29 protein-coding genes are annotated in these 25,969 nt (G+C 36.7%); 11 read left to right on the forward strand and 18 right to left on the reverse strand.

Annotated elements, in window-relative coordinates:
- The first annotated feature begins 19 nt into the window (after positions 1-19).
- The 3 genes from ACZ5QH_RS19475 (at position 20) to ACZ5QH_RS19485 (ending at position 2,567) form a co-directional block, all read left to right on the forward strand.
- A complete protein-coding gene (locus ACZ5QH_RS19475; RefSeq protein ID WP_239044900.1) occupies positions 20-775 on the forward strand; it encodes a biotin--[acetyl-CoA-carboxylase] ligase in 756 nt (251 codons plus the stop codon).
- A 302-nt stretch (positions 776-1,077) separates the two neighbouring features.
- Positions 1,078-1,809 carry a type III pantothenate kinase gene (locus ACZ5QH_RS19480; protein ID WP_303577431.1) on the forward strand — a complete coding sequence of 244 codons (732 nt, stop codon included), beginning with the start codon at positions 1,078-1,080 and terminating at the stop codon, positions 1,807-1,809.
- A gap of 86 nt (positions 1,810-1,895) precedes the next feature.
- Complete coding sequence (locus tag ACZ5QH_RS19485) at positions 1,896-2,567, forward strand: toxin-antitoxin system YwqK family antitoxin (protein ID WP_239044898.1); 672 nt, start codon at positions 1,896-1,898, stop codon at positions 2,565-2,567.
- Between the two features lie 7 nt (positions 2,568-2,574).
- On the opposite strand, the gene ACZ5QH_RS19490 is transcribed toward ACZ5QH_RS19485, so the two are convergent.
- Both ACZ5QH_RS19490 and ffh read right to left on the reverse strand, forming a co-directional pair.
- The gene (locus tag ACZ5QH_RS19490) at positions 2,575-3,180 is read right to left on the reverse strand and encodes an RBBP9/YdeN family alpha/beta hydrolase (RefSeq protein ID WP_004817816.1); all 606 of its coding nucleotides are present in this window, start codon (positions 3,178-3,180) and stop codon (positions 2,575-2,577) included.
- Positions 3,181-3,316: 136 nt separating this feature from the next.
- The gene (ffh, locus tag ACZ5QH_RS19495; RefSeq protein WP_004817818.1) at positions 3,317-4,723 is read right to left on the reverse strand and encodes a signal recognition particle protein; all 1,407 of its coding nucleotides are present in this window, start codon (positions 4,721-4,723) and stop codon (positions 3,317-3,319) included.
- Between the two features lie 144 nt (positions 4,724-4,867).
- Here ffh and ACZ5QH_RS19500 point away from each other — a divergent pair, with 144 nt between their 5' ends.
- The 3 genes from ACZ5QH_RS19500 to ACZ5QH_RS19510 all read left to right on the forward strand — a co-directional run bounded on the left by ACZ5QH_RS19500 (position 4,868) and on the right by ACZ5QH_RS19510 (position 7,186).
- On the forward strand, positions 4,868-5,677 hold the full coding sequence (locus ACZ5QH_RS19500; RefSeq protein WP_004724062.1) for a cytochrome C assembly family protein: 810 nt from the start codon (positions 4,868-4,870) through the stop codon (positions 5,675-5,677).
- Between the two features lie 52 nt (positions 5,678-5,729).
- On the forward strand, positions 5,730-6,164 hold the full coding sequence (locus ACZ5QH_RS19505; RefSeq protein ID WP_004817820.1) for a DUF6334 family protein: 435 nt from the start codon (positions 5,730-5,732) through the stop codon (positions 6,162-6,164).
- Between the two features lie 86 nt (positions 6,165-6,250).
- Positions 6,251-7,186, forward strand: coding sequence for a tRNA dihydrouridine synthase (locus ACZ5QH_RS19510; protein WP_212749947.1), 936 nt, complete (start codon positions 6,251-6,253; stop codon positions 7,184-7,186).
- On the opposite strand, the gene ACZ5QH_RS19515 is transcribed toward ACZ5QH_RS19510, so the two are convergent.
- The 9 genes from ACZ5QH_RS19515 to ACZ5QH_RS19555 form a co-directional block, all read right to left on the reverse strand.
- Entirely contained in the window at positions 7,183-7,542 is a 360-nt protein-coding gene (locus ACZ5QH_RS19515; RefSeq protein ID WP_004817824.1) for an SseB family protein, read from the reverse strand. The two genes, ACZ5QH_RS19510 and ACZ5QH_RS19515, sit on opposite strands and share 4 nt — an antisense overlap.
- Before the next feature lie 169 nt (positions 7,543-7,711).
- Positions 7,712-8,305: a hypothetical protein gene (locus ACZ5QH_RS19520; RefSeq protein WP_303577432.1), complete on the reverse strand. Its 594-nt coding sequence runs from the start codon at positions 8,303-8,305 to the stop codon at positions 7,712-7,714.
- Positions 8,306-8,335: 30 nt separating this feature from the next.
- Positions 8,336-9,061, reverse strand: coding sequence for a hypothetical protein (locus tag ACZ5QH_RS19525; protein WP_303577433.1), 726 nt, complete (start codon positions 9,059-9,061; stop codon positions 8,336-8,338).
- Positions 9,039-9,746, reverse strand: a complete 708-nt coding sequence (locus ACZ5QH_RS19530; RefSeq protein WP_004817829.1) for a hypothetical protein — start codon at positions 9,744-9,746, stop codon at positions 9,039-9,041. The genes ACZ5QH_RS19525 and ACZ5QH_RS19530 overlap by 23 nt, the downstream gene beginning before the upstream one ends.
- A 66-nt stretch (positions 9,747-9,812) precedes the next feature.
- Positions 9,813-10,496 carry a hypothetical protein gene (locus ACZ5QH_RS19535; protein WP_004817833.1) on the reverse strand — a complete coding sequence of 228 codons (684 nt, stop codon included), beginning with the start codon at positions 10,494-10,496 and terminating at the stop codon, positions 9,813-9,815.
- Between the two features lie 7 nt (positions 10,497-10,503).
- The gene (locus ACZ5QH_RS19540) at positions 10,504-11,946 is read right to left on the reverse strand and encodes a zinc metalloprotease (RefSeq protein WP_004817835.1); all 1,443 of its coding nucleotides are present in this window, start codon (positions 11,944-11,946) and stop codon (positions 10,504-10,506) included.
- Between the two features lies 1 nt (position 11,947).
- Entirely contained in the window at positions 11,948-12,553 is a 606-nt protein-coding gene (locus tag ACZ5QH_RS19545) for a hypothetical protein (protein ID WP_303577434.1), read from the reverse strand.
- The gene (locus ACZ5QH_RS19550; protein WP_303577435.1) at positions 12,553-13,101 is read right to left on the reverse strand and encodes a DUF4123 domain-containing protein; all 549 of its coding nucleotides are present in this window, start codon (positions 13,099-13,101) and stop codon (positions 12,553-12,555) included. Before ACZ5QH_RS19550 ends, ACZ5QH_RS19545 begins: the two co-directional genes overlap by 1 nt.
- A 1-nt stretch (position 13,102) precedes the next feature.
- Positions 13,103-15,739, reverse strand: coding sequence for a type VI secretion system Vgr family protein (locus ACZ5QH_RS19555; RefSeq protein WP_303577436.1), 2,637 nt, complete (start codon positions 15,737-15,739; stop codon positions 13,103-13,105).
- Between the two features lie 425 nt (positions 15,740-16,164).
- Between ACZ5QH_RS19555 and ACZ5QH_RS19560 the strand changes: the two genes are divergently transcribed.
- Complete coding sequence (locus ACZ5QH_RS19560) at positions 16,165-16,431, forward strand: hypothetical protein (RefSeq protein WP_004724087.1); 267 nt, start codon at positions 16,165-16,167, stop codon at positions 16,429-16,431.
- 7 nt (positions 16,432-16,438) lie between these two features.
- Complete coding sequence (locus ACZ5QH_RS19565; RefSeq protein WP_303577452.1) at positions 16,439-17,302, forward strand: patatin-like phospholipase family protein; 864 nt, start codon at positions 16,439-16,441, stop codon at positions 17,300-17,302.
- A gap of 19 nt (positions 17,303-17,321) precedes the next feature.
- Here ACZ5QH_RS19565 and ACZ5QH_RS19570 read toward each other — a convergent pair whose 3' ends face one another.
- The 5 genes from ACZ5QH_RS19570 to ACZ5QH_RS19590 form a co-directional block, all read right to left on the reverse strand.
- Positions 17,322-17,699, reverse strand: a complete 378-nt coding sequence (locus ACZ5QH_RS19570; protein ID WP_151957599.1) for a hypothetical protein — start codon at positions 17,697-17,699, stop codon at positions 17,322-17,324.
- Complete coding sequence (locus ACZ5QH_RS19575) at positions 17,700-18,383, reverse strand: hypothetical protein (RefSeq protein WP_056515721.1); 684 nt, start codon at positions 18,381-18,383, stop codon at positions 17,700-17,702.
- On the reverse strand, positions 18,380-19,039 hold the full coding sequence (locus tag ACZ5QH_RS19580) for an HAD family hydrolase (protein ID WP_303577437.1): 660 nt from the start codon (positions 19,037-19,039) through the stop codon (positions 18,380-18,382). The genes ACZ5QH_RS19575 and ACZ5QH_RS19580 overlap by 4 nt, the downstream gene beginning before the upstream one ends.
- A 76-nt stretch (positions 19,040-19,115) precedes the next feature.
- Positions 19,116-20,024 carry a pyridoxal-phosphate dependent enzyme gene (locus tag ACZ5QH_RS19585; protein WP_303577438.1) on the reverse strand — a complete coding sequence of 303 codons (909 nt, stop codon included), beginning with the start codon at positions 20,022-20,024 and terminating at the stop codon, positions 19,116-19,118.
- Positions 20,025-20,087: 63 nt separating this feature from the next.
- Positions 20,088-20,519, reverse strand: a complete 432-nt coding sequence (locus tag ACZ5QH_RS19590; protein ID WP_303577439.1) for a GNAT family N-acetyltransferase — start codon at positions 20,517-20,519, stop codon at positions 20,088-20,090.
- 426 nt (positions 20,520-20,945) lie between these two features.
- Here ACZ5QH_RS19590 and ACZ5QH_RS19595 point away from each other — a divergent pair, with 426 nt between their 5' ends.
- Positions 20,946-21,632, forward strand: a complete 687-nt coding sequence (locus ACZ5QH_RS19595; protein WP_004817859.1) for a hypothetical protein — start codon at positions 20,946-20,948, stop codon at positions 21,630-21,632.
- Positions 21,633-21,697: 65 nt separating this feature from the next.
- Here ACZ5QH_RS19595 and ACZ5QH_RS19600 read toward each other — a convergent pair whose 3' ends face one another.
- Positions 21,698-22,948 (reverse strand): class I SAM-dependent methyltransferase, encoded by a 1,251-nt coding sequence (locus ACZ5QH_RS19600; protein ID WP_303577441.1) that lies wholly within the window; start codon positions 22,946-22,948, stop codon positions 21,698-21,700.
- A 101-nt stretch (positions 22,949-23,049) separates the two neighbouring features.
- On the opposite strand from ACZ5QH_RS19600, the gene trhA reads away from it, so the two are divergent.
- Complete coding sequence (gene trhA, locus ACZ5QH_RS19605; RefSeq protein ID WP_151957606.1) at positions 23,050-23,694, forward strand: PAQR family membrane homeostasis protein TrhA; 645 nt, start codon at positions 23,050-23,052, stop codon at positions 23,692-23,694.
- A 137-nt stretch (positions 23,695-23,831) separates the two neighbouring features.
- A complete protein-coding gene (locus ACZ5QH_RS19610; RefSeq protein ID WP_004724104.1) occupies positions 23,832-25,142 on the forward strand; it encodes an MFS transporter in 1,311 nt (436 codons plus the stop codon).
- A gap of 57 nt (positions 25,143-25,199) precedes the next feature.
- Here ACZ5QH_RS19610 and ACZ5QH_RS19615 read toward each other — a convergent pair whose 3' ends face one another.
- Positions 25,200-25,865, reverse strand: coding sequence for an RluA family pseudouridine synthase (locus ACZ5QH_RS19615; RefSeq protein ID WP_004724105.1), 666 nt, complete (start codon positions 25,863-25,865; stop codon positions 25,200-25,202).
- Positions 25,866-25,969: the final 104 nt, after the last annotated feature.

Below are 25,969 nucleotides of genomic sequence, written 5' to 3' on the forward strand. Positions count from 1 at the left end.
CACTCTTCTCAGATTCAACATGGATTTAGAGACTCGTCATCTTAGACAACTTCTTACACAAGCAAATGAACTCCCTGAAGTGCTGCTTTTAAAGCAGACGACAGCATCGACCAATGATGATGTGCGTGAAATTGCGCTCAGCGGCGTCAAGACAGTTTTGGTCTGTAGTGAAACTCAGACTCAAGGACGAGGTCAGCACCAACGGGAATGGGTTTCGCCAATTGGTAACATTTATTTAAGCACATTGCTTGAAACTCGAACAGCCTTAGATGGGCGTTTAGCATTGGAAATTGCTTTAAATATCTTACAAATGCCAACACTTAAGAATTTACCAGCATTACAAATTAAATGGCCCAATGACCTATATAGCCCTCAAGGAAAGTGGGGCGGAATTTTGGTTGAGCCCATTTCACCACATCAAGCCATTGTTGGAATCGGGATCAACTTATTTCCGATCCCCAAAGAAAATGTGACCCAACAAGCCACCTCAGTAATGCAATTAGGCCTACAATTTCCAAATCGAATCCAAATCATTGCAGAAATGTATTTGGCAATTCAACAAGCTGGACAATGGTTTGATCATGGTTGTTATAACCTTGCAGCACGATTTAATCACTATGCTGCCTTTATGGATCAACAGGTTCATTTTGAACAAATTCAAAATTCAATTGAAGGTATTTTCAAAGGAATTTCTGATGATGGCGCACTGAATTTATTGACAGCTCAAGGCTTAGTCAATGTCTATCAAGGGCGTTTACGCTTAGCTGAAGCATAAATAACGATGTGATCTATTGTCTAAAATGAGATGGATTGATCAGATGTATCGTGAAAAAGTGATCGGCAATTATTTAAAACAGGGCTTTTTTCGCTATACATTTCGCTATATATTGCGCAGTAATCGTATTGATCCAAAGATCATAGCAAACAGTTACTAACAGTACGGAACAACGTTCAGCAAAATGAACCGCAGGTTATTTGCCCTATTTGATTGATCAGATTGAGATGCTCTCTAAGTCGTTCAATATTTTCAAATAAAATAATTATGCAGATTATGTTCAGTTTCAAATAGGCAAAATCATGAAAGCACTTTGGTTAGATATTGGAAATACCCGTCTAAAATATTGGATTACTGAAAATAATCAAATTATCCAACAGGCAGCAGAATTACATCTCCAATCCCCTGCGGATTTGCTATTGGGTTTAATTCAACATTTCCGTGGTTTAGGCTTAGACAAAATTGGAATTTCCTCAGTCCAAGATAAAAAGAACAACGAACGCATTGTCCAGATTTTAAAATTACTCGATATTCCGGTAACTTTTGCCAAAGTGCATGCTGAATATGCAGGATTACGTTGTGGTTATGACCATATAGAACAACTTGGGATCGATCGTTGGTTACAAGTTTTGGCTGTGGCGAAAGCTGATGATGACTTGTGTGTGATTAGCTGTGGCACAGCTTTAACAATTGATTTAACCCAAGGCTTACAACATTTAGGCGGTTATATTCTGCCTAACCTCTATTTACAACGTGATTCTTTAATTCAAAAAACCAAAGGTATTAAAATTCCAGATGCGGCTTTTTCAGAGCTAAGTGCTGGTCGGAATACCATAGATGCAGTACATCATGGCATCTTCTTGGGGCTGTTAAGCACCATTGAAAAAGTGCTTGAGCAACAACCACGCAAGCTTATTTTAACAGGTGGTGATGCCAATCTATTTGCACAATTTCTAGAGAAATATCAACCAAGAATTGAATCAGATTTATTACTCAAAGGCTTACAGTTCTATATAGATCGACAAACCGCTTAAACCTAAATACAATTTAATGGAAGATCAGCAATCTTCCATTTTTAATAAATAAACACAACCATAAACACGATAAAAGAGCAATCATTATGAAAACGATACCCTTACTGCTTAGTGCCTGTTTAATGAGCTTCACAATGGTGGGTTGTACCAGTTTACAAACCACGCACTCACCTTCAACAACCATGGCAACAACTGAACCCGTTATTGCTTACTTTGCTCCAGATGCAGGTGAAGAAGCCTGTGGGTGCGGCTTAGTCATGGATCAGGGTTATTCACTCACACCTGTAGAAAATGGATATTTCAGAAAATTATTAGGTCGTGATAAAGATGGCCGTTTCTTAGTTCAGGACTTCTATCAAAATAGTCGTAAAAAACAATCTGACCCATTTTGGATTAAAGCCCCTCAAGGCTTAAATAGCTTTGATAGTAAATATGTCGACGGTGAAGTTGTGGGCTATTTTGAAAATGGAAAAGTCAGCTTTAAATCGACCAGCCAAGACCAGAGATCAGTTGGAAAAACTGAAACATACTATTCAAATGGTCAACTTGGGCTACAGGAAGAATATTCAGATGATCAGCCCATCGTTCAAAAGGTATGGTATGAAGATGGCAAACCTGCAGCTGAACTAAAATTAAGCCCAAGTGAAGATTATTCGATTCTGGACAGTAAAGTTTGGGATCAACAAGGCAATTTGATTCAAGATGAGCAACACGCTCAGGAGATTCTTGACGAGCTTTATCAAAAGCTCAATCAATAAAACAGCATCACGATAAAATCGAATATGCAGCCTGAGTACCAGTTTGAGATTCAGGTTGTAATAAAACTGCTAACTTTTCCCAAAGTACAGTTAAGCTGGTATAGCCCTCTGTTGCCATAAAATGCCCTGCACCTTTCACTTCAATCATTTGTGAATTCAGCGAATAACCCAATTGAATACTGACAGGCGCTGGCACAAAAGGATCATTGTTGGAGAAAAAGATAAAGCGATTCAGAATATTCATTCTGAGCAGCGCATCATCGACCCGAGCGTGTTGTAAAAATAAATTAAGTTCAGGTAAAACGGCTAAGTTTTTACTGAATCCCGCAACCAAAAACAAAGCACCTAATTTTCGCCCCAATAATTCACTTGAAAGAAAATCCAGACTGGCAATCCCTCCTAAGCCATGTGCCACAATGATGGTATCGTCATTGAGTGACTTAATTTGCTGCGTAATATTATGCTTCCACAGCTCATATTGGGGCTGCTCTGGATGTTCTAGATCAATCACTTCACATGCATGCCCTGTAGACAATACTTGTTGCTTTAGCCACGGATACCAATGATGTTCAGGGGAGTCTTTATAACCGTGTACGATAAATACTTTTTTCATAAATCAACTTCTTATCAATTATTGTTTAAATCATATTCAAATAATGGGCTCAGAATATCTAAACAGCCAACAAAAGTATGTTATTTTTATTTAACAAAAAAGCGCCCTAAGGCGCTTTTTATAAAAAAAATGAGACTTATTTTTTATCATTATTACCAAACAATGGTCCCATACCGCCACCACCGCCAAACTGTTTTTGCATTCCGCCCAATGAGCGCATCATTTTTGCCATACCCGATGGATTAGCAAACTTCTTCATCATTTTCGCCATTTGCGCATGTTGTTTGATCAGTTTATTGACTTCAACCACATCCATACCACAGCCTGCTGCAATACGCTTTTTACGGCTCGGATTCATTAAGTCTGGGTTACGACGTTCTTTAATGGTCATCGATTGAATAATCGCTTCCATCTTTTTCACTTGCTTTTCAGGATTTGCTTGTGCAATCGCATCTTGAATGCCTGAATTGCTCATGCCAGGCAACTTATCCAAGAAGCCCATCATACCGCCCATTTTGTTCATCTGTTCAAATTGCATCAGCATGTCTTCAAAGTTGAAGCTCCCGCCTTTCTGCAATTTTTTCGCCATTTTTTCGGCTTTTTCTTTGTCGATTTTACGTTCAACTTCTTCGACTAAAGAAAGTACGTCACCCATACCTAAGATACGTTGTGCAACACGCTCAGGATGGAATGGCTCTAAGGCATCGAGTTTTTCACCCATACCTAAGAATTTAATTGGCTTACCAGTAATCGCACGTACCGAAAGCGCCGCACCACCACGTGCATCACCATCGGTTTTGGTGAGGATAACACCCGTTAATGGTAATGCATCATTGAAAGCTTTAGCGGTATTTGCCGCATCCTGACCTGTCATTGCATCAACGACAAATAGGGTTTCTGTTGGGCCAATTGCAGCGTGTAATGCTTTAATTTCGTCCATCATGTCATCATCGACATGCAAACGCCCTGCCGTATCGACAATCAAAACATCATTAAAGTTAATTTTGGCTTGACCAATTGCACGTTGTGCAATTTTAATCGGATCTTCAGAAGCGTCCGATTCAATAAAATCAACACCCACTTCAGCAGCAACTGTTTGCAGTTGCTTAATCGCAGCTGGGCGGTAAACATCGGCAGAAACCATCGCCACTTTTTTCTTTTGACGTTCTTTTAAGAAACGTCCAAGTTTTGCAGCTGTCGTGGTTTTACCAGCACCCTGTAAACCTGCGAGAAGAATCACAACAGGTGGTTTTGCAGCTAAGTCTAGGCTTTCGTTTGCCTCACCCATCATTTTGGTGAGTTCGTCATACACAATTTTAACGAAAGCTTGACCTGGTGAAAGCTGAGTCATAACTTCTTGACCCAATGCTTCTTCCTTAACTTTCGCAATAAACTCACGAGTTACAGGCAAAGCAACATCGGCTTCAAGAAGTGCCATACGCACTTCACGTAAGGTATCTTTAATATTATCTTCGGTTAGCTGCCCAGAGCCAGTAACATTTCTGAGACTCTGCGTGAGTCGTTCTGTTAAGGTATCAAACATTGCAAAATCCGCTTAAAATAGCTAGTAGCAAAAAAATCTTTCTTAAAATAGAAAATTTATGCTCAAGATGCTATAGGATACTGTAGTTCACATGGAATTTATATCTTATAACATGAATATTCATCATCCTGAAAAAGGTTTGACATGATTAGCCTACCCTTGGTTTATACGATTTTAGCATTAATTGCCTATACCTCTTCATTTTGGTATTTGTTCATGCACTTAATGGCTAAACGTTCCGCAAACCCTTGGTTTATTGGCATCATGTCAGGTTTAGGGCTGATATTACATGCAAGTGTACTGCATAACGACATACTTACACCACTAGGGATTAATTACGACGTCTTTAACTTGATGTCTTTTACCTCTGCGTTAATGTTGGTTCTAAGTATGCTTTACAGTACCTATCGTCCTGTTCTTTCACTAAATTTGATTGGAATTCCTGTTGCCGCCTTTGGTTTGATTCTCGGTTTTTGTTTTAGTAAACCAGATCAATTTATTGAACAGCATTCTATCGGTTTAGACATCCATATCATTCTGTCTTTATCTGCTTATGCCGTTTTACTCATGGCAACCATACAAGCCGTTTTGATTTGGTTTCAAAACCGCGAACTCAAAAAGAAACAAAAAAAACGTATTTGGGTCAACTTCTTACCGTCATATCAAGCCATGGAATCCTTACTTTTTGATATGCTCATTACTGGTTTTGTTTTATTAACTGTCGCCCTATGTTTTGGTTTCTTTACCATTGATGACTTCTTTGCACAGCACCTAGCACATAAGACTGTGTTTAGTATTGTGTCTTGGTTTGTTTACGGTGCGTTGTTAATTGGTCACTATAAGTTTGGCTGGCGCGGTCAGAAAGCCATTCGCTTTACCATGATTGGATTCTTTTTATTGGCAGTTGGCTTTATTGGTTCTAAATTTGTTTTGGAAATGATTTTGCATCGGTGATAAAAAATCAGTTATTAAACGACTAGTACATATTACGAATTAAGATAAAACTATGGAAATCAGCTCTTTTTTTGACTATCTAAAAAATCTAGAAGAAGAAAGGGTCATCAATGATTTCCATATTATTCAACATTCAAACTCTTCATTTCTTTTTCCTCAAGTTATTATAAAAGTAAATTTAGTTTATTGGTTATTTCATACAAATGCTGACACGGATGAAATTGAAGTTCAAATACTGCCAGAATTTATTATCCATAAAAATGATACCATTAAGCATAATTTTACCTTTCATTTAAATAATTTTGCGATCGGAACTGTATATGCAATAGTGAATGAAAGAGGATATACTGATGGGGTGAAATTTTCTATTTACGACCATAAATCACTAAAAAATAATAAATTTTATGGTGTTTTAACATTATTTTCTTTATCGGGTATAAAATATCGATTTGAACATAATGCAATAGATCAATGTTTTTTAGGTTAGCTAGGCATTATTGCTTTAATTTTTATAGACAACCCTTTCAAAAAAAAGTATAACGCACCTGTTTTTAACTCTTAGGTAAAATCACATTGAAACTTATACTCGCCCCAATGGAAGGCTTAACCGACCCTATCATGCGTGACGTTCTCACACATGTCGGTAGCTTTGACTGGTGCGTGACTGAGTTTATCCGTGTAACGGATTCGGTCTTACCTGACCATGTTTATCATAGTTATTGTCCAGAATTAAACAATCAAGGCAAGACAGTTGCTGGCACACCAGTACATGTTCAGTTTTTAGGAAATAATCCTGAAATGCTCGCAGCCAATGCGGTACGCGCTGCTGAATTAGGTGCTCCTGCAATCGATATGAATTTTGGTTGCCCTGCCAAAACAGTAAACCGTCATAGAGGTGGTTCAGTACTTCTCGATGAGCCTGAGGTTGTACATGAGTTGGTCAAGGCTGTACGTGATGCTGTACCCAAACATATTCCTGTATCTGCAAAAATGCGTTTAGGTTATATGGATCGAAATTTTACCCTTGAAAATGCGCATGCCATTGAAGATGCTGGCGCAGCTTGGGTCACTGTCCATGCTCGGACCAAAGCTGATGGGTACACCCCTCCAGCATTTTGGGATCAGCTACAGCCGATTCGTGAAGCACTCAAGATCAATGTGATTGCCAATGGTGAAATCTGGACCAATGCTGATGCGAAGCAATGCCAACTTGAATCAGGTTGCCAAGATTTGATGATTGGTCGTGGTGCTGTGACTACACCAGATCTCACACAATGTATTCGTAAAAATACAGATGAACCACTTATCACATGGTCTGAACTATTAAATTTACAAATTCGTTTTTTAAATGGACCATATAAAAAAGAGCTGAACATGGTCGGCCGCTATAAACAATGGATTGGGATGATGTCTAAGCATTACCCCGAAGCCAAAGCCTTATGGGATGAAATCAAACGGTTGAAAAAAATTGACGAAATGCTGGAGAAATTGAATCCTGCACATTTTTAAATTGCTTCATCAATCTCTAAAATTGCTTTAATTTCTTCAGGTTGAAATTCTTTTGATAATTCAGAAGTTGGATTCAATACCAATGTTGCCCCCTGAGTCATTTCAAAAAACTGCCGTGTATTTAAAGTGATATATTCGGCATCGACTCCAATATCATTTTGAATGGTTTCTAGTTCAATGAAGAATGGTATTGCTTGATCACCTTCTGGTGTTTCTAGAATACGGAATTGAATTTTTTTATGCTGATCTTGTGTTCCCAAACAATAAATATCCGATGCTAAAAGCAGATCGATAAAATCAGGGATCAATTCGTAGTTTTCTTGGGTGTTGATAAAGAGTTGTTGTAAATTTTGCATGTTGTTGATTGTCTATTTTTGGTGCCATTAATATAGCTTATTCACGGTAGATATGGAATTGATCTGAGTGCTCAATTGGATATCCTTAAGCCTCGAATTTCAAATTTAATAAAACAATGATTTTTCATAATTTTCATCTTAAAAAATTTTAAAGTTCACACTCATTCTTTTATTTACTATATATATTAAATTGACCAGAATTATTAATTGGATCACAATTCACTTCTAAACTAAATCTTTTATAATTATAGTTATTAACCATTATTTCATCTTTATTCCTGTTAAATTTATAGAAATTATCATAATTACCATCAAATTCAATTAAGCTCAAAATAGATTTAACATTATTCTTATCTAGATCTGAAATTTTATTACAATCATCAAACCTATATTCAATCGTTTTAACACCAAAACCATTTTCCTCAGAAGCAATAATTAAAATAGAACTTCCAATTTCAAAAATCAAAGGATTCGCATTGTCATTAAAATTTACTTTTTTGTAGTCATTTTCACTTATGATTTTTTTATAAAATAAGCCATCAACCAAATTTTTAAATAAAACATTATCTATTCGTTTCCTATCTTGGTGTGCAACGCTATGGTAGGGCGTAGACAAGCTTCTAGGCGTACAATCCGCATTAGCGCATGGGTCATTTACTCTGTTTTCACTTACCTCCATACTCTCAAAATGAATATCAGATTTATTCTTAGAAACATAAAATACAAGAGAAACAAAAAGTAGTACTAAAAATATTTTTTTCATTCCAACCTTTTTTCGTTATTGACTAATGTATTAATTACTAGCATTTACTTTTGGTACACCATTACTCTTATAAATATAAAAGGCAGTATAGTTATTCGTTTGATCAGTATTAAACTCAAACCAAAGACCTGAAACTTTAATTCTATTGGTGACTAAGAATTCTCCATACTTATGTACTCTATTCTCAATATCTGTTATGTGCTCATGCAATAGTTTTTCGTAAACATCCATTAAATCTTTTTCATTCAATCCTAAAATATTTGTAAAGATCATTGGAACTTCTGGATCCAAATTAATTTTCTTATATCTTCCAGTAACTTCATCATAATCATGACCTAAATAGATTACTATTTTACGTTGAGACTTAAGATTCTCTCCAGTTGAATATATTGTAGATGAGATTTCAGGTAGTTCGTCACCACGACCAAAAAAGAAGATCTTATTTATACCATATGAATTTGGTTCAATTTCATAACGTTTCTTACTCAAGGGAGCATTTTCCTTATGCTCAATGTATCCTGATTTTAAAATTTCATTTTTAATTTTATAAAAATCAATAGAAATTGCTTCCAATTTAAGCTGATTCACAGGGGCATTTTTACTAAAATCAACTTCTGGGGCGATTAGACTTTCACTATTATTTTTAAAAATATAATAATTTGTATGATCTTCAATACTACTACCAAAACTATAGGACGTTATAAAAAAGCATATCAAAATTATTGTTTTAAGTTTAATAATATAATGATTTTTCATAATTTTTATCTGTCATTTTTGTATAGTATACAGTATAAGCAAAACTATTGACTTGGCCTTTCCCTACAAACCATTCAGGTTCAGATTCCAAGATAATATGTACACCATTAAAATTCTTTTCAGAAATAACCTTTCCGTACTGATCCCCACCTTGACATCGCCCTTTAGTTAAAAAATTTTCTATGAAGTTATCAAGACTACTTTTATCTAAAGCTGCTGAATTTATTAAAAAAATTTGATCATAAATTGATAGATAGATATTTTTATGGATATTTTCATCAAATGGAACGAAATTATCACTAGCATAATAATTTGTATTTGGACCTTGTCCTGTAGTTCGTACTTCTAATGTAGACATATGATGATAATTATCTTCAAAATTTTCATTGTGAACTATTCCATTATCAAAACCTTGAGTAGCAGATAATCGATCTATAACTTTTAACTTCAAATAATTTGAATTCATTTCCTTATATTTGCTATATATTTTTTTAAAATTATAGTCCAAATACAAATCATGATTAACAACAAATAAATTAATATCTCTCGACATGTCCTTTAAGTCACTTTGAGTATCGCTTTTCTTAGTTTTTTTATTTATCTGGCATAGATGATCTAATGGCTCATTAGGAGCACATGCAAATAGAAAAAAAGAATATATAAAAATAGTTAAAATTTTCCTCATAACTCATTAAGCCTTATCAAAGATATAAAATTTTTATATGATTTTCAATATCATAGATATAAAACACTAATATATTGATGTCTCATATTTTTTATCCGTTTTCTTTGTAAAATAAATAAAAAAATTCAAACTATTATATTTCCTATTTTTAATTTGTTTTCCATCAGCTTCCAAAACAATGTGCATATCATTTACATTCCATTCTTCTACTTCAGGCTCATTTGAATTACTACATTTTAGTTTTTTTATAAAAGTACTAACTTTACTATTCAAATCTACCCCACCCACTTTATCACCACTTACCACATAAATCTGATCTTTAACCATAGATACAATTTCTTCTTCTAATTGCTCACTATAAGGAACATAGTTATCACTACTAAAAAACATATGATTACCCTTTAAATTACTATTAGCTGAAAGACGGGAAATGTAATCAAAATTCTTCTTCACATTATTATTAACAGTACCATCACTAAAACCTACTTCAGGAGAAAGACTATCTAGAACTTTCAATACTAAATATTGACTATTTAACTCAAAATATCTTTTAATAATTTCATTTTGATCATAATTTAAATAAATTTTATTATTTTCAACAAATGATGATATATCTCTAGCTACTCGAACATCATAGCCATTTTCATTTTTTATATTTTCACTATTTTTTAAACTACAATTGTCCTTATTTGAGTCAAATGAGCAAGCAGACAGACTTAAAATTACTACTAATAAAATCAAAAATTTCATAATATCTTTATCCATTGTAATCTAAGCTTCTATCGTTACGCATAAGTAACCATTGATGCCTAAATAAAGCTATTTGATTACCTTTATAAAGCGATTTTTTAGGTGGATCTTCATCAGTATCCTCATAATCCATAAAATTATCGGTAAAACCTTTATGAAAACAATATGGTATATCTTTCTCATTTTGAAATACATGGGATAACCCAAAGCTATGAACTATTTCATGGACGACAGTCTCCAATTCAGTTGCTCCATGATGATAAATAACAACTGAGTTCCCCCATACTTTTTTCCTATTAGATCCTGCTTCAGGTGCAAAAATAGCACTACCTTTTCTATTAAAAATTTGACCATTTTTGGTATATGAACATTGTGTATTTGTAAAAAAAACATATGTAACATCATTAGAATCAGAATTTATTAAACCATTAACTTTTGCATATTTCTGAAATAAAAAGATTAAATCGTGCTTAAATTCATCATCTAAAGTATTGCTAATTATACTATTACCTAAACTGTTTTTCGTTTGATTTACATAATATTTATTATAAAATCCTTCCAAGTCCCATGTTTTATTTTTATCTAACATGTCCTTTATATTAAAAATTGTATCTCTTACTATTTTAGGTCGTATAAGTGCTTGATTAAAAGATTCATATTTTAAACTATATTCCAATCCTGTACCTGTAGGCCGTTGAACTTTATTTTGATTAAAACTAACATCAACAAAGCATATTTTAGCTATTGGAACTTTATCATTTGCAAAAACGCTCATTTGCCCAACTTCAAAAATATTATTCCCTTTTATTGCTTTTACACTAATTAGAGCACCTTTAGTTGTTGCTCCTTCACAAGATATTCTAATTGCATTTTTAGTACTGTAACTCCACCTAGACTGATCTACCAAATCTGTTTTTTTCCTATTTTTTATGAAAAAAGAAATTGGTAACTCCAGACGATTACTTTTTTCATTACCAGTTGATGTAGAAATTTTTATACATTTTTCATTAGTTTCAAATATTATTTTTGTACCATCATCTTGTAGAGGTACTTCATCATCCCCGACAACTTGGTGAAGTTCAATAGATAATAGTGCACCATCTACATTAATTTTAGAACTTGCATTTTTATCTTTTACCTTAGTTGCAAAAATTGCTAAATGAGATGGGATGTACTCTATACCCCAAGGGGTTATTTTCCGTGTACCATCTATATATACTTTCTTTAAACCACTAATGTAATTTTTATTAATTAACGCAGGCTGCATTTTTCTATTTATTTCAAAAACAGGAAATATGTACTCATCTCTTAACCAATCAAACCCAAACTCTCCCTTATATTCTTTTGTTCTTTTTTGAAAATTATAGGGTCTCCGAAAATGAACCGTAAACTTCCTTAAACACGTTGCACATGAAGCGCCCGCTGTAGGACTTGCACCACCAACACCCATCTTAAACCTCCAAATTAATCAAATTTTTTATAAAAACGTTATGATGAAATTCTTTTCCCAATACATACTCTTTATATGATTGGATATCATTGGAATAATTTTCTTGAAGTGAACCCAATAAATCTTTTTGTTTTAAAAACTCTATTTTTTCTGGATAAATAATTGAAAGATTTTCTTGAAGATTTGAATAGCTAAGACTCTGATTTAACTGCTCTATTGCTTTAAAAACAAATTTAAAATCATGCCCTAAAACCACACTTTTATAGCTTTCCAAAAGTGTATAAAAAGCATCTACATAAGATACTTGCTCCGCAATATTGTAATGCTGCATTTCATTTTGGAGCCAAAGATGTTGCGGATCATTTGCATAATCTATTCCCAAATAAACATGGCTTTTCACCATATATTTGAGTGTATAAATTTGATTGATGCCTTTTTCAATATATAGATTGATCAGGCTTTGGACCGGTTCTAATAGCTGATCAAATTGCCCATTCAGTTTAAGGGCTGGGTTTTCTTTTATAATTTCATAGACAAGGTCATATAAAAATTCTTTATTTTGCTCAACATCTAATTCATATAATTTTTCTTGGCTGAGTATGAGCATTATGCATTCTCCAATACCATTAATTGATTAGAATCTACATCCTGATAATTTCGAATTGAAATGACCCATTTTGTAATACCTTCAAAAAATTCATCTTCTTGTTGATCTGTCAGTATTTTATGAATTTTTTTAACAATTCTTGGATCAAACCATCTAAATAATTTTTGTGTACCGTCAGGAAATTCTACTGTGAGATAGCGTTTCATTTTTTTAACAAATTGAGCCAAATCCAATGAGCTGAATACCAGATTTAAAGCCTGTTCATCTTTCCATGTGTGATAAATAAAGCTAAACCCTTCATCTTCGAACGCCTCTAAATCATTGATTAAGACAAGTACAGGGGCAACTTCAAAAGGTGCATTGCCCTCCGTTGTACCTGAAAATAATGAATAAAACTCTAGCCTTGCGTCATTTCGCCATGTATTGATAAAGTGCAAAGTTTGATCTGAAACTTGCGCTGCATCCAAGATTAAATACATGTTCAAATCATGTTGATCATCTTCGATACAGCTTTTTATATTTTTAAATGGAACAATTTCTCTTTTCATTTTATTTATCAACAAATGCCATTCCAAACTTTGCAGCATCTAACAAACAAGGCTTACAAATATTTTCATAGAATGATGGAAGTGAATAATCGACTTTTGCTCCACCAATAAAACTATGTTGCCCTGCCTTCACTTCGAACTTAGCAGCCGTGGTCACAAATACACCTGAACCATTAATTTTTAATTGAGAGCCACCAGAGGTGATAATAATTTCTTTGAGACTTTTTAGCTCAATCATCTCTTCAGTCGAAATGATTTGAATACCTTTACGTGCAATCAAATCCGCACCATCACCTTGTGCTTGGATCTCAACTTTACCTTTCCCTGCAAATAATCTTGCCCCTTCTTGTGCCGCAAAAAGACTGATCTTCGATTGTGCATGTGCAACTAAATTCTTTTGCGTACTCAGGTTGATACTATCACCTGCTGTATAACTGATTTGTTTATCCGCAGAAAGATGTAAGTCTTCATTGCTTGCCAATGCGATTGAATTCGGTGCAGCTAAAATCATCAAAGCTTGTTTAAATGCATCCGCTTTGTCTTTTTCACCTTTTTCGATTTGATCAAGAAATTGCTTGAGATTTCCCAACACTTCCAAAGGATCAGTTTGCTGATTCTTGGCAACTTCACTTAAGGCTTTAGAATTATTTAGGCTGCTTTCTAACTGACTTTTCGCAGCGGCCGCATCGAGATGGTTGCCTGAAGCTGAATCTTGAGCATAGGTACTCAGTAGTAGGCCTTGCCCAGCTCGTAACGCTCCGCATTGGTCTGTTCTTAGTTCAAAGCCTTCGCCTCGTCCTTCACTGGTATCAGTTTCTTTAGGATGACTCAGATTACCAAGGTTAAGTTGACTCGTACCGTGACTGCTTTGTAGCTGGCTGCTAATTTGGTCAGTTGTATCGTCAAATCTAAGCTGGCCATAGCCACTGCCTTTAACTTCTCGACTTTTGATCCCTGCTAGTTTTTTAGTATCAGGCAATTGGCCTTTGTCATCAAATTTCGTTGGGCTTCGTTGCGCTTCATGGATACGCCCCACCACAAATGGTCGGTCGATATTGCCATCAAAGAAATCTATCACGACAATCTCGCCGATCCTCGGTAAGAACCGCGCACCATAGCCCTCACCTGCCCACGGGGTCAGTACATCCACCCAAGCGGAATCAGTGTCATTGTCATTGCTCCCTGCTCCACCATCATGACTATGATCTTCATTGCGAGTAAACAGGAAGCGAACTTTAATACGTCCCCATTCATCGACATGAATTTCCTCTCCACTTGGCCCAACCACTTTGGCTCGTTGTGGATGGCTACTTGGACGGTGTTGTAGTGGGTGGTATTCAGGAACAGTAGTGATATTACGGCGTTGTAGTACCAATTGATTGGCTTGGCGCTCTGGGTTGTTTGAGTCTACATTTGAATTGACCCAATTGCTCTGTTGGAGCAAGCGATTGATTTGTTCGCTCAGGTCTTTGGGTAAGTTGTTCTGGTTATAGAATGTCTTTGACGTGATCAGAAACTCTTTGTCTGAGCCACTGTGTTGGTCTATTTCTGGGTGTTCGTTTAACTCAAACCAATACCCTACTTGTGCATCACGCACAGTGGAATTGGCTATAAATTGCTTGGATTGAGCATCATAGTAATGACTGAGGTTTTGGTTGATCTTTTCAATCTGATTGTTATTTGAAGCGTTTGCTTGATCTTCACCATTCAAGTCTTGAATCCATGCCGGACTGATATGCCAAGCTTGTTCTAAACCGAGACTGGCATTGTTTTGGTTTTGACTGTGTTGGTGTTTACTTTGGACACTGCCTGCACCTTCTTCTTGCTCTAACACATCTGCTTGCCAGCGTTGTACGTGGACAGCGGTGGGTTGTAAGCTACGTTGCCCGATAAAGCTGGTGATGCTGTCTTGTTGTTCTGTGGCACTGCTGCGATGGAAGCGGATCTTTCTTCGTTCTAGTGCTTTGTATTCACTGTTATCATCCACCAAACGCAGTTTTTGCGGCTGAATTTGAGTCGCAGAACTAGGCACAATCAATTGTGTTTCATCAATCAGCCAGTTGATCCCTTCACTGCGCATCAAGCGGCTTAAAAATGCGTAGTCACTTTCATTACTCTGCATAATGAATGGTCGGATATCGTAGTCTTTTTTCAGTCCACTTTTATCAAGGCTTAAACTGGAGGCAAACAGTGGACTTTTGTCTTGCCATTCTTTAAACAGCGTTTCTATGACTTGCACAACCGACTTATTCATAAACACTCGGCTGTTACGGCGTTTATGCCACAATGAAGTAGCATCTTCGAGTTTGAGTTTATATAGCGTTAGTGCGCCATCACTCTGCCCTTGTGCCGCTTCAGTAATCACTCCTGTGCTACGAAACAGTTGCCCATGATCTGTGACTTGATCAATGGCCACTTGGCTACCGATGAATTGTTTAAGGGGAATCGTTGCTGAAGTGGCAAGGCAAATCAGTTCAACAGACACACCTTGGTTTAAACCATGTTGTCCATTGATACGTTGTAAGAAGACTTGGTTGTTTAAGTCTGTATTTGTAAATTGGATATGCAAAGCTCGTTTTTGTGCGTTTAGTCCAAGCTGATCCAATATTTTATAAATGCTATTTACTAAGCTGTTCATTTTAATAATTTATTCGTTTTAGTTGCCTCTATTATAAATTAATTCTAAATTTTTTCTATTTAAAAAAACAATTTCATTACTAAAAATACTTAAATTCAAATAGATTTTTTGATTAATTGTTGAAAAATTAAATAAATAATCTCACTAAAAATGTAGTTTAAATATTCATATATTTCTAACAAATCAACATTATTCATTTCCACAAATATCTAAAATCAAGCTCAAAATAATCTTGTTTATATGCTTGATTTCAATTTTAATCTCAGCCTGCTTGTTATGTCTGATATGTATTCAATACTGATCAATTCATGTTGGGTTTATATACATAAGCCTGATTTAATTTATGTCTTTTATAGCAATGCCAACTTTACAACTGCTTTATGTTATAAAATAGCTACACATTTCATTCTTTTAGGAATTTTCCTATGAACGATGTTAACTCTCCCAAAAAACCGTTGTGGAAATCTAAAGCAGTAATTTTCGCAACAATCTTTAGCTGTTTATTCCTTGTATTCTTCTATATGGCTGTAACCAATGAACCAGATTATATGCCGAGTCAGCAAAATAAGCAGATAGCGACGCCTCAGACTGAGAATACCGATACAGCACCTCCACATGACACGCAGCAAATGTCGAATGATGAAATGAAAAACATGCCACACAACTCAGCTCAGCCAGAACATGCAAACTAAACAATCTATGATCAATGATTCACGTAATGCGCTTGTCGTAGAAGGTGGTGGTATGCGTGGGGCTTTTACCTGCGGTGTACTTGACGCTTTCCTACAACAAAATTTTAACCCTTTTGATCTTTTTGTTGGGGTGTCTTCTGGTTCAACAAACCTCGCCAATTACCTTGCTCGACAACAAGGTCGCAATATCGAACTCTATTTAGACCATTCACTTCGACCTGAATTTATTCGTTATGCTCGCTTTTTTAAAGGTGGGGATTTATTGGATATGCAGTGGATGTGGGATATTGTCGAGAAAGAGAATCCTCTAGATCAACAGGCCATATTTAGTCAAAATCCTGACTTTTATATGGTCTTGACTCATGCTCGTACAGGTTATCCTGAATATTTACGTGCTGGGAAAGACAATATTATCGATGGATTACGTGCTTCTAGTTCTATTCCCTATCTGACACGACAGGCTGTAGAAATTTTTGGAGAGCCTTATTTTGATGGCGGTGTCGCAGATGCTCTCCCTGTTCAATGGGCAGCGCAACAAGCAAATATTCAAAATCTCTTGGTGATTCGTACCCGTACACAAAATTACTTTAAAGCCAGCAGTAAAGCCGATCAATTCTTGGCAAAATATTTGCTTAATCAACATACTGGCTTTGCAGATAGTCTGAAAAACCGCTGTACTCGTTATAACCAAACTGTCGATTTTATCCGCCAAAATACGCAACAAAGCATTTTGGAAGTCTGCCCACCTGACAATAAAAAGTTAGCAGGCCGTTTATGTAAAGATAAACGCAAATTGCAATATACCTATGAAGTTGGCTTAGAAAGCGGACAAAAAGCCATAGAAGACTGGAGTAACGCACACAAAGGCTAAAAGCGAAATTCCCAACAGACTAGTTTTTTAGCTTGTATTGCGTGACATATCCTTCTTGTGGAAAAGCATCCTGAGTGATGCTTTCTACTTGTACAACTTGCCCTTTGACTAAACTGATCAAAGGTGGCTGTTCAATCGTAATTCGCATGCGTTGATTGACCAGTGATTGGCATCCACTGTCAGCTCTTCCATTCTTTTCAGCTTTTAATATTTTGATATACATCGTCAATTTACTTTTTTCAAACTCACCTTGTGGCCCATTGATTGCCATAGTCATTGTTGAAGTCGCTTCTAAGACTTTAACCGTTAATAGGCAATGGTTCAGATAAGATGCCCAAGTCAAATTGGGTACAATAAGACCCATCATCAAAAAAATACCAAGTATTGCACTTTTCATTTACTGATCCCTTTTCCAAAATTTCCATGACTTTTCAGGGCATGCATAAAGCTTGTCAGACACAGTCACTTCTTGATTGGTTTTTAGATCAAATACTTGAAATTGGCATTGGTTATTTTGATATTTACCTAAAATTTCATAATCGTGTCCAGCCTGTGGTCTGAACGAAGCAACAGCATCCACACATTGATCAAAAACTTGTGCTTTTGTCCGAGATGAATCAGTCGCTCCAAATACAAAACCATATAAATTCACAGGTTGGTCGGCATTTAAAATAAACTCTTTATAAGAAATCAGTTGGTAAGTTCGCATAGCATTGCTTTCAGCTTCTTTCTGAATCGCACTACGAGGCATCCCTTCTTCGATATTAAAGGTGATTCTGGCATACGCTTTTAGCGCAGATAATGCACCATTTCCACTTAAGTAATCCCGTATCCCAGCTTTTCTTCCTGCACAATCAAATGAATGTTGAATTAAAGTTTTTGTCGCACCCTTTCGATAGACCCGAATCCGTGACTGTGTCGCTGGATCATAAGTTTTTGGCTTTGTTTCTACCTGCAACTCATAGGCTAACGGTTGTTGTTTATCTGTTTCGGCTTGTGCAAATACACTGAATTGAGATACAACTCCAAATAAAAATAAAACCTGAAACTTTACCATGCCGTGCTTATATAATCTTTTCATTTTATTTTTAAAATACTAAGTATGTCTTGAAAATACTTTACACGATGATCGGCCTGTGTCGATGTTACTTTTTGTTGAGGGTCAAATAAGATCGTTTTCATGCCCAACGCTTTTGCACCGCAAATGTCTGCTACCTCATTGTCGCCAACAAAAATGCAGTGCTGAGGAATAACACCGAGCTGCTGACATGCCAATTGGAAAATTTCTGGATGAGGCTTTCGCAGTCCAACAGCTTCTGAAACAATCACACTCGAAAAATACTCACTTAAACCTAAGGCTTTAAAATTATCTTCCTGAAAAGGCGTCTTTCCATTAGAGATTAATCCAAGAGAAAAATTTGCCTTAAACAAGCTATAAATAACCAAATCAACATCGCTAAAGCTTCGACAAAATTTATTAAAGTCTTGAATATAATTCTCTAATAGCGCTTGTGTCGAATAGCTGGATATTTGAAACTCTTGAATAAGTTGAGCATACACCTGATCTTTCCATACAGAACCATTATTATCCAACTCAATAAAACGCTGAATAAATTGTGGTTTCTGTTGAATCGCAACCAGCTCGAAGAAATTTACCTGCCAATTTAAAAAAGCCTCTAGGGAGGAGGTGCGATCAAGTAAGGTTTGATCTAAATCAAAAAGCACAACTTGAATCATCTCGCCATCCTCTAAATCGAAAAGACTTGCTAAAGGATCAATAGATTATGATCATTGATTGTCTATTCAATCCGATCTATCCATTAAATGCTTGTAGTGTTTCTAGGGTAATCCCTGCACCACCACATACAATCACTAAGACCTGATCAGCGGGTTTAAATTGAATCGCCTGATCATAAAGTACCGACAATGTTGCACCACATGCTGGCTCAACCAAAATACGATGATCATCTACAAATTTTAAACAAGCATCTACAGTGTCTTGATCTGAAACAACCAAACTACGAACTTCAAGCTCTTGGCTCACTTCAAATGCATTTTGACAGACTTTTTTTGCTGCCAGTGTTGTTGCTATACCACTCACTTGATCCAATTCAACATGTTGTTTAGCGACAATCGAAGCATGTAAAGATGCTGTACCTTTTGTTTCAACCGCATAAATTGGAATATGGGCTAAACCATGTTTTTTTAATCCTGCTGCAACACCTGAAAGTAAACTTCCGCCACCCACAGATAAGACCACCGCATCTGGAGTAACGCCATCTGCAATGACTTCATCAATCATCGGGATAATGCCTTCCCATAACAGTGGATGATCAAAAGGATGAATAAATACATCATGTTGTGTTAATAAGGACTGCGCTAAAGCATTGGCTTCGGTCCATGAAGCGCCATGTACAATAACCTCTGCACCTTGCTGGGCAATTAATTCTCTCGCACGTTGTGCTGTGGTTTCAGGAACCACGACGGTCACAGGAATACCCAGTTGTCGACCTGTATAAGCAACAGCTAAGCCTGCATTGCCACCCGATGAACTGATAAAACGCTGAGCACCCTGCTCAAAATATTTTTGACAGGCATGGCTAATGCCTCGTTGTTTAAATGATGCCGATGGTTGTAAGGCTTCCATTTTTAACCACACATGACATTGATTCAGTTGGCTTAAAACTAAAGATTGAATTAACGGGGTTTTTATACTGAGCATGGGCAAATCGATTCTCTTGGTTTATTTCAATCTTGGTTTATTTCAATGTGGGTTTATTTCAATTCAGTCATTTTTTAAACTTAACCCCATATCAATATGTGGAATCTCACAATCTAAATATTCTTCACCCTGTACCTGAAAGCCTAAGTTTTCATAGAAGCGCGTTGCATAAACTTGAGCGGATAATTGAAGAAATGCTCTATTTTGCTGTTTTGCAACTTGAATAATATGTTGCATGAGCAGTTTACCAATCCCCTCACCTCGATATTGTTGCAACACAGCAACTCGACCAATACTGTTATTTTCCAATAACCGCGCTGTAGCAATGGGTTGATCTTGCGCATATACAACAAAATGTAATGAAATAGCATCCTGCTCATCCCATTCATCTGCTTCACTGATGTTTTGCTCTTCGATAAAAACCATACTTCGAATCAGTTTTGCATCATGTTGAAGCTGACTCCACGGCCCAGATTGAATGACAAATTGGCTCATTATTTAAATCCTAATGGTTGAGAAATTGATCCTTCATTCTTGCAATTATGTTAGGGTCTGCTGACAATTCGTCTACGTTTGCGACTACGTGTGTTTTTTAGGTGATACTAGGCACGAAATACGAAATTTAGTTATTCTAAATGAGTAGTTCGTAACAACGTAGCGGCAAAAAACACGCTAGTCCCCCGCTGCGCCTTGCGCTGCAAACAAAGCAGTGCTTTGTTCTTGCTCAGGGTTGTGGCTAAAATTATCTCAGCCTACGTTATGAAACTCGAAAATAGTCTCGCTATTCTCTTCGTTTCATGCCTTGTCTGCTCAATTTTAACCTACAACGCAAGCCATTTATGAAATGTCAACAGACCCTCATGTAATGCACAGTGACAATGCGTTCACTTTCACCAACTTAACTAAACTTGTAGAATAATTATGTTTCTAAATCATAAATTTAAAGTATTTATTTATAGCGCAATTTTACTGACGACTCAAAGTATTTATGCAAAAACATCCGAGCTAGATCGTGTGAACATTATCTCAAAAAGCATGATTGGCTTATTTTCTCAAGACCCAAATCAAGATCAGCTTAATTTAAAAATGAGTGCCGCAATTGCAGGTATCTCAGAAGCTGAAGCTAAAAAAAACCGCGATGAAAGTGGCGAAAAACAAGCCACTGCATCTGAAAAGATGAAGGAAATACTTAAAGAACAATTTAATGCCAACGATTTTAAAATTGTTGCGCCAGCATTTGAACGCCAAATGAAAGCTCAAAGTGCTGCATATCAGAGCTGTAAACAGGATGGTAAAATTATTGAAAATAGTCAAAGTTTTCAAGTACCGTTAACCTGTAAAGTCCCTGTGCTTAATTTAGACAATGTTCAAATGCCTGAACGTGGTAGCAAAGAAAGCGATGCGCAATTTGCAGCTAAAGCAACAGACTTTCTGACAGAACTACTGATTAAAGCCCCAACAGAAACATTAAAAACCAGCATCTTGATTCATAAAATGGGTGAACAATTGATTCCAGAAATGGATGATCCGCAATATTTTCCAGATACGATCTCTCAAAAAACCACGGGCTCAAGCGAAGCTGAGCTTGATGAAATGAATCAGCAATAAAATAATTTATCTAAATAGTACCAAGAGAGAAAGCAGTTAAACCTGCTTTCTCTCCTCACAACGCGCTAGCACTTAGCGCCAATGTCTTGCTGGTCCCACTGATCATTCAATAATAATTCTAAGGATTGTTTTTGAATCCCATACATCTCTTTTAAAGCACGAATTTGATCCAAGACTGTTTGATCAGGTGCAGTGAAATCTTTACGCTTGGTTGCCAAAATCATTTTGTTTTTACTGGTATGTTCTAATGCCACAAATTCAAAGACTTTGGTTTCATAACCATACGCTTTCAGCAACAGAGCTCGAATGGTATCTGTCAGCATTTCAGCTTGTTGTCCTGCATGAATACCGAATTGCAACATCGGTTGTAACACTTGTGGACTGTTCAATTGTGGGCGTAATTCTTTATGGCAACAAGGTGCACACATAATCATTTGAGCGTTTAAACGAATACCAGTATGTATCGCAAAATCTGTTGCAACATCACAGGCATGTAAGGCGATCATAATATCCAAATGGGATGGATGATACGTTCTCACATCACCTTGGAAAAAATCCAATTGATTAAAATCAGACTTTTGCGCAACCTCTTGGCAAAATTTCACCATTTTGTCATTCAGCTCAACACCCGTTACAAATGGAGTTTGATGTTGTTTTGCCAAATAATCATATAAAGCAAACGTTAAATAGCCTTTTCCTGAACCAAAATCGACAATTTTTAAAGCCTGCTCTTTGGTTTTTCCATCATGCGCTAAAGCCTCTGGCTGTTGAATATGCACCAAAGCACCTGAAAAGATTTCAACAAATTTGTTAATCTGCTTCCACTTACGTGCCATGCTTGGAATAATCTGTGCATTGGCATCGGTAATGCCGAGCGGTTGGAGAAAATAACTTTCTTGGTCGACAAAACGATGTTTTGTACGATCATGCCCTTGTTGTTGGTTTTTAGCGGTTTTATCCTGCTTATTTTTACTGACGGTCAGCAAGGCTTTCTTTTTATTTTTCTTCAGCTGCGTTTCAGCCTCATGGGTAAATAAATTGGCTTGTTTACAATCCTCAGCCAGCCCCTGAATCGTGGTTAACGCATAGGTAAGTGGATAGTTTTTAGTAATATCATTGGTTTTATAACGATATAGACAGCTTAGCACCGTTTCATTCTGTAGCTGAATGACGCGAAAGGTCATTTTCTCTAAATCAACCAATTCTCCTTTATACTGACTTAAAATCAAACGATCTAAGCTTTGATTATCAATAGCTTGCTGTACGCTATCAAAAAATTGTTGTTCCTGAACAGATAAGCTTGCCACATTGGACATAATCAAAACTCGTATTAATTAAGTTACCTATTTTAAGACGTCTTACTTTAAAGGTAAAACTCCATTACTATACAGTTGTATTTTTAGGATAATAAGATCCAATGTCGACAGATAAATTGATTCACATCTATGCACCACAAGAAGAACGTATTAATGCGTTGAGTCATGCATTCGGTGCAATTTTGGCTGCTATAGCGACTGTTTTGATGCTGATTAAAGGCAACTATCTGCATGGATGGCAATTTTTTGGATTGCTTGTCTATGGTCTAAGCATGATTTTACTGTTTTCCAGTTCAGCAATTTATCATTTTTCTGTCGATGAAAAAAAACGCCAATGGTATAAAAAGCTGGATCATACTGCGATTTATTATTTAATTGCGGGAACCTATACGCCCTTTTTGGCAATTGCCATCCCAACAGCAAAAGCACATTATTTATTGATTGCACTTTGGGTCATCGCAGCCATTGGAACACTATTCAAGTTAATATTCATTCATCGTTTTGAAAAAATTTCACTGATTGCTTATTTGGTCATGGGTTGGCTTGCCGTGCTTGTAATGGATGATATGCAACAGTATTTAAAACCAGAAGCATTAAAATTATTGGTCATTGGTGGTTTAGCATATACAATAGGCGCATTGTTTTATGCCTTAAAAAGAGTAAGATACACTCATGCTATTTGGCATATATTTGTTTTGGTCGGTGCAGGATCACATTTCCTTGCAATCTATCTTTACGTCATTTAATTCATAGACACTCAAAATTCAGTGACCCTGATGGAGTGAATTTGGGTTGATCTCGTTGTTTTTTTAAGAAATTACGCCTTTTTTAAAAAGATTACGCTTTAAAGACTCGTTTTACTTTTAAAAGTGTAAGGTTCACCATGGCGTCATTATCTACTGCTACTCCAGAAATTCAAACAAATTCAAAGGCTCGCGTTCTTTTCGCAAGTCTTGTGGGTACAACAATCGAATTCTTCGATTTTTATATCTATGCAACTGCTGCAGTCCTTATTTTTCCGCATCTGTTCTTCCCAGCAAGTACAGATCCGATGACGGCAACAATTCAATCACTCGCAACATTTGCCATCGCATTTATTGCCCGCCCTATTGGCGCAGCAATCTTTGGTCACTTAGGTGATCGTATTGGTCGTAAAGCAACCCTCGTCGCGGCTTTATTGACCATGGGTGTTTCAACAGTGTGTATTGGTCTACTTCCAACCTATGCACAGATTGGTATCGTTGCACCGCTATTACTTGCACTTTGTCGTTTAGGTCAAGGCTTAGGTCTTGGTGGTGAATGGTCTGGTGCAGTCTTGCTTGCAACTGAAAATGCGCCTGAAGGCAAACGTGCTTGGTATGGAATGTTCCCGCAACTGGGCGCACCGATCGGTTTTATCTTGGCAACGGGTTCATTCCTTGGTCTTGGCGCATTGATGTCTGAAGCAGACTTTATGCAATGGGGCTGGCGTATTCCATTCCTTGCAAGTGCTGCATTGGTGATTGTGGGTTTATATATTCGCTTAAAATTGCATGAAACCCCAGCGTTCCAAAAAGTATTAGACAAACAAAAAGAAGTTAATGTTCCATTTAAAGAAGTTGTGACCAAACATTATAAAATGCTCTTCCTCGGCACAATTGCTGCGGTGTGTACATTCGTGGTGTTCTATCTCACAACAGTATTTGCACTCAACTGGGGAACCAAACAACTGGGTTACTCACGTGCAGAATTCTTAGAGATGCAACTGGTCGCAACACTGTGTTTTGCTGCTTTTATTCCGCTTTCTGCTGTATTTGCTGAGAAGTTTGGGCGTAAAGCAACCTCTATTGGGGTATGTATTGCCTCTGCACTTTTTGGTTTAGTATTTGCCAGCATGCTTGAGTCAGGCAGTACCGTGATTGTGTTCTTGTTCTTATGTGTAGGTTTAGCATTGATGGGAATGACATACGGTCCAATTGGTACGGTCTTGTCTGAAATTTTCCCGATTTCTGTACGTTATACAGGCTCTGCATTAACCTTTAACTTGGCAGGTATTTTGGGCGCATCTTTTGCACCTCTGATCGCAACTGAACTTGCAACCAAATATGGCTTACAAGCGGTGGGTTACTACTTGACAGCAGCATCCATTCTTTCACTGTTGGCATTCTTGGCCATTCGTGAAACAAAACATGATGATGTTAACAACCAAGTTTAATCCCCTCTCTATGAGCAAAGCCTGCAATTTTGCAGGCTTTTTTGATTTAGCCAAATGCTAAAACTCAGGCTCAGATACAATCTCAACCAGTAGATTATTAAAAGGCTGCATAAAAGACAAATAGCTTGCATGCAATGCCATACGCGCTAAATCGGTGTTAAACGGCGTAGGATGATAAAGCTTATCGCGCATAATCGGATGCCCGATATATTGCATATGCACCCGTAATTGATGAGAACGTCCTGTAATCGGTGTAAGTAACACCCGACTTACATCCTTTTCTGCATCATAGCTTACAGATTCAAATAAAGTTTGAGCGGGTTTACCTAACTCAAAATGCACGATCTGGCGTGGACGATTTTCCCAATCGGTAATCAAAGGTACATCCACACGACCATTGCTATTGATTTGCCCTTGCACCAAAGCAATATAATTTTTTTTAACAGTTCTCGCTTGAAACATTTTACTTGCTGCAACTTCCGCATCACGATGTTTGGCGAACAACAGAATGCCCGAGGTTGCCATATCCAAACGATGGGTAATCTTGGCATTTGGATATATTGCTAATACTCGAAAATAAGCGCTGTCGTGATGTTCAGGCAAACGCCCCGGAACTGAAAGTAACCCTGCGGGTTTATTGATGGCAACAAAGTCATTATCTTCAAAAATAATGTCAAGTGGATCTAAAGGAGGCTGATAAACAAAGCCATCATCAATCGGCATGTGGATCGCATATTGAGAAGAATTGCCGAAAAATAACAATAGACTAAAAAGCTGTCAAGCATGTACATGCTTTATTATTTTCAGCAATCAAAAAAACTCCAATA

Source organism: Acinetobacter sp. Ac8 (genome assembly GCF_055392545.1).